This is a genomic window from Desulfosporosinus burensis, assembly GCF_054657535.1.
Map to the genome: position 1 here is coordinate 1 of NZ_BAAHYN010000062.1, position 707 is coordinate 707.

Below are 707 nucleotides of genomic sequence, written 5' to 3' on the forward strand. Positions count from 1 at the left end.
AGGAAGCCGCCCGCAAGGCCCATCGACTACATGGAAGCCTATTGCAACCCATTAACCTTATCCTAGCCACGAGCATCGAAACCATCCACGCTTTAGAGAAGCAGGTAAAGAAAATCGATAAGGCGATCGAAGCAGAAATCAGGCATTTTCCTAATACGCTCATTACCATTCCCGGTATTGGCCCTGTGCTTTCAGCGGGTATTATTGCTGAGATTGGAGACATCCGTCGTTTTCCGAATGAAGGAGCCTTAGCAAAGTTTATTGGGTTAACCTGGCGTTCTCACCAGTCAGGTAATTTTACAGCCGATGACACACCCTTAACCCGAACCGGCAACACCTACTTGCGCAGTTATATCGTCCAGGCTGCTAACTTAGTACGCCAAAAGGAACCAGAGTATAAAGCCTTCTACCAACGTAAATTCTCGGAAAGTAAGACTCACCATCATCGCCGTGCTCTCGTGCTTACTGCACGTAAACTCGTCCGTATGGTTGATGCTCTGCTACGCAGCAACCAAATCTATATGCCACATGGCAATAGGGGGAATGCAAACTAAGCATGAACAAGATAATTAAGATCCCATTTTTGTAACTTTTTCCCATATCATTTTGGGAATGAGATGGTTTCTTATTGCCTTTTTTAACCACTAATTATTAATTTGTTGAAAAATTGACTCGCTTAGGGTCTTGACATATTACCGAAGGACTTA

Annotated in this window: 1 protein-coding gene; it reads left to right on the forward strand. The window is 44.1% G+C overall.

What is annotated here, in order from left to right:
* Positions 1-554, forward strand: a 554-nt coding sequence (locus tag ACYQ3Q_RS28345; protein WP_459931730.1) for an IS110 family RNA-guided transposase, incomplete at its 5' end; no start/stop codon positions are given.
* Between the last annotated feature and the right edge of the window lie 153 nt (positions 555-707).